The 2,862-nt window shown below is 63.4% G+C and carries 1 protein-coding gene and 2 pseudogenes; 1 reads left to right on the top strand and 2 read right to left on the bottom strand.

Going from position 1 to position 2,862, the window contains the following annotated elements; genetic code table 11:
- Positions 1-244, bottom strand: a pseudogene (locus tag AC1D2K_RS32955) (hypothetical protein); the annotation flags it as partial.
- 783 nt (positions 245-1,027) lie between these two features.
- Positions 1,028-1,774 carry an antitoxin PaaA2 family protein gene (locus tag AC1D2K_RS32950; protein WP_478094414.1) on the bottom strand — a complete coding sequence of 249 codons (747 nt, stop codon included), beginning with the start codon at positions 1,772-1,774 and terminating at the stop codon, positions 1,028-1,030.
- Between the two features lie 415 nt (positions 1,775-2,189).
- Here AC1D2K_RS32950 and AC1D2K_RS32945 point away from each other — a divergent pair.
- Positions 2,190-2,862: pseudogene (locus tag AC1D2K_RS32945) on the top strand (CbbBc protein); the annotation flags it as partial.

The following is a 2,862-nucleotide window of genomic DNA, read 5'->3' as shown; positions in this document are numbered from 1 at the left end:
CCTCCAGCATCTGTCGCGCCTCGCGCAAGGATGCGTGGTCGCGAAACGCATCATCGCGGCCGAATTCGGCGGCCTCGATGTAGCCGGTGAGAACACGCGACGGCAAGGAGTCGTCGGCCGGATATTCCTGGGAAAGGTGATTGCAAGCCTGCCGAGCGGCCGACGCGTCGCGCCGCTCGAGCGCATGCGCAGCGTCGTTCCTCAGCATCACCTCGCGGCCGTGTTCGAAGATATCGAGTTGCATTGCTTCACTTGAGCATCATGGTATCAAGGCAGCGCGCCCATGAGAACTTCAACAGCCCTCGTCGTCTCCCAGTTCGACGGCCAGGGGATCATGTATTGCGCCCGGGCGCCCGCGAAACAAGCGTGCCCGGCTCCATGGCAAGTTCGTTTGCGATGAGGCATTTGGCGTCCTTCAGGGACACTCGGTGCTGAACAGCTCGAGCTCGATGTGTCGAGGCTTGGCAGGGTGTCGGCGTGYGCCTCGGGAGGCCGCTATGCCCATCGCACTGTCGGTGTGCGGCAGGCCTCTGGACCGGAGAAGAGCTAAAATGAAACCGCAATCCCTTCGCAGTGTCATTCGGTTGGCTCTCGCTCAGGGCAAATAGACCACCTCCGGGTGGCCTTTTCACATCTGGCGACTGCATTGAGAACCACGGTCTCCATCGACGGCTACAGCCTGTACTATTCGCGCCTGCGCGGGTCGCCCTTCAAGTGGCTGGACGTGGTTGCACTTCGTCGCGACGCCTCGCCATACAGGATCCGTCCGCGAATGTGGTGGCAGTCAAGTTCTTCACGGCGCCCATCAAGGCGACTTAAGCTCGCCACGGTGCTGACTCAGAGTCCGAGGTATCCCGCGCCCTGATGTTCAGGCACCCCGAACTCGTCGAGGTCATCCACGGCTTCCGCATCGTGGAGCCCTCATCCCATCCCCGCTATGTCCCAGGACAGCTTCCGAACAAGGCCGACTTGCACCAAATTTGGATGATCGAAGAAAAGCGGACCGACGTGAACCTGGCCCTGCACCTCAGCGCGATGCCATGCATTCGCAATGCGAGCAACTGGTGATCTGCTCGAACGACAGTGATCTCGAGCCTGCTGTGCAGATGGTCCGTGCGGACGCGCCCCGCATCGCGATCGGACTCGTGATACCACTTCGTGAAACCGCGAAGGAGAGGGCGTGTACTCCAACTAGCGCCTCACCGCGCTCACGGACTGGGTACGTCATCACATCCGGGACGAGGAGCTGGCAACTTCTCAATTGCCGATGCATGTACCTTCCAGGAAGAAACCGGTCAGCAAACCGTCGCATTGGTAGGACTGCCCACGAGGTCGCCGCGCAATCGGTACGGCTCCCGATTTTCGACGACGTGACGTCGACGGCATCATCGGGCGAAGCGGAAGCATCGAGCCGTCGCGTGCGGACGAACTGCTGATGAAGACCTTGGTGCTGCGCCTGGCCCGGAAATGACCCGCGCCGAAATGGGCCATGCACTGGGTCAACCGGCCCTCCCAGTGTGCGAGGTAAGTTGCCGCCACCTTCCGGCGAGGCCAATACCGGCATGCACCAGGCGTGGACATCAGAGCTCCTGGAGCTCTCCTCGAATGCGATCGCCGACCGTGACGCCATGGGCGCTCCTGCGCACCGCCTTGCGTGGCGCTTGGCAAAGCGCTCTGCCACCACATCATGCGCGATCGCAGGACGCAGGTCATCCAGCGCTTGCTGCACCTTGGCGCGAACACAGGCGTCATGTGCCTGCGTGTCGGCGACCAAACCGGGCAGGGGGTAGGTCTCCTTGGACTCTGTCGGTCTTCGTCACGGCAGTGCGAAGTGGCGAGGGGTAGTCGAGCAACCGGCCGAGCTGGAGCGTGCTTCGTTCGAAGACGTTGCGAGCGCCCTCAGGACTCCGAAGGAATAGAGTTGTCAGCGATCGTTGGCCTATCTGTTCGCCGTCGACCCAGCATGGGCGTATCTACTAAGACAAAGATCGCTCTGTCAGCGGAAGCTCGGAAGCTCTGGCGCTTCAGACGGGCAAGCTGTCGAGGCCGGCTCGCGCGAACCGGATCAAGATCTCCCTTGGCTCACTCAGCCCCGTCGAATACCGGGAGAGCCTTGGACTTGCAGCATAAAATCAGTCCAAGGTTTTATCCGCACCCCCGGTGGGTCAAATTTCGGCCGGCGCCAACAGTGCCTGGGTGGCAACCTCGCGGTGGCGATGGCGGACCCGCACCGGACTTTCGCGGCCATGCGCGGTCTGGCGCTCGCCGTCCACATCGCGACCAAGCCCAACCGGTCGCACTTGCTGGTCGGCAGGCAGAGCCTTCTGCTGCCGTGCCTCGGTCGCACCGAGCTCGACCTGCAGGCCGATGGCGTGCAGTCGATCACCGTCGAGGATTCGATGTCGATGGTGCACGCCTCCACCGGCCGGCTGCCGCAGCCTTCCGATCAGGTGCGCTCGGAGCCGGCCATCGTCGCCGGCATCGCCAAGGCGGTACTGGCGGGCCGGCATGGCATCGACTGGGACGCCATGGTCGCCGACTACGGCCGCATCCGCGATGCCATCGAGGCCGTGCTCCCGGGTTTTGACGACTACAACCACCGGATCAAGACACCCGGTGGCTTCCGGCTGCCGATCGGACCGGCCGAGCGCATCTGGCATACGGCCTCCGGACGGGCGCAGTTCATCGTCATGCCCGGCTTCCGGGAAGACCCGCGTGCCGCCGGTGTCGGGGTGCTCACGCTGACCACGCTGCGCAGCCACGACCAATACAACACGACGATCTACGGCTTCGACGACCGCTACCGCGGCATCTTCGGACGCCGGGACGTGGTCTTCCTCAACGCCGACGACATGGCGGCGC

The sequence above is a fragment of the Variovorax sp. P1_H12_2 genome (assembly GCF_056405335.1).
Note: the sequence above shows the minus strand (reverse complement) of the source record. Positions and strands in the feature narration are given on the sequence as shown.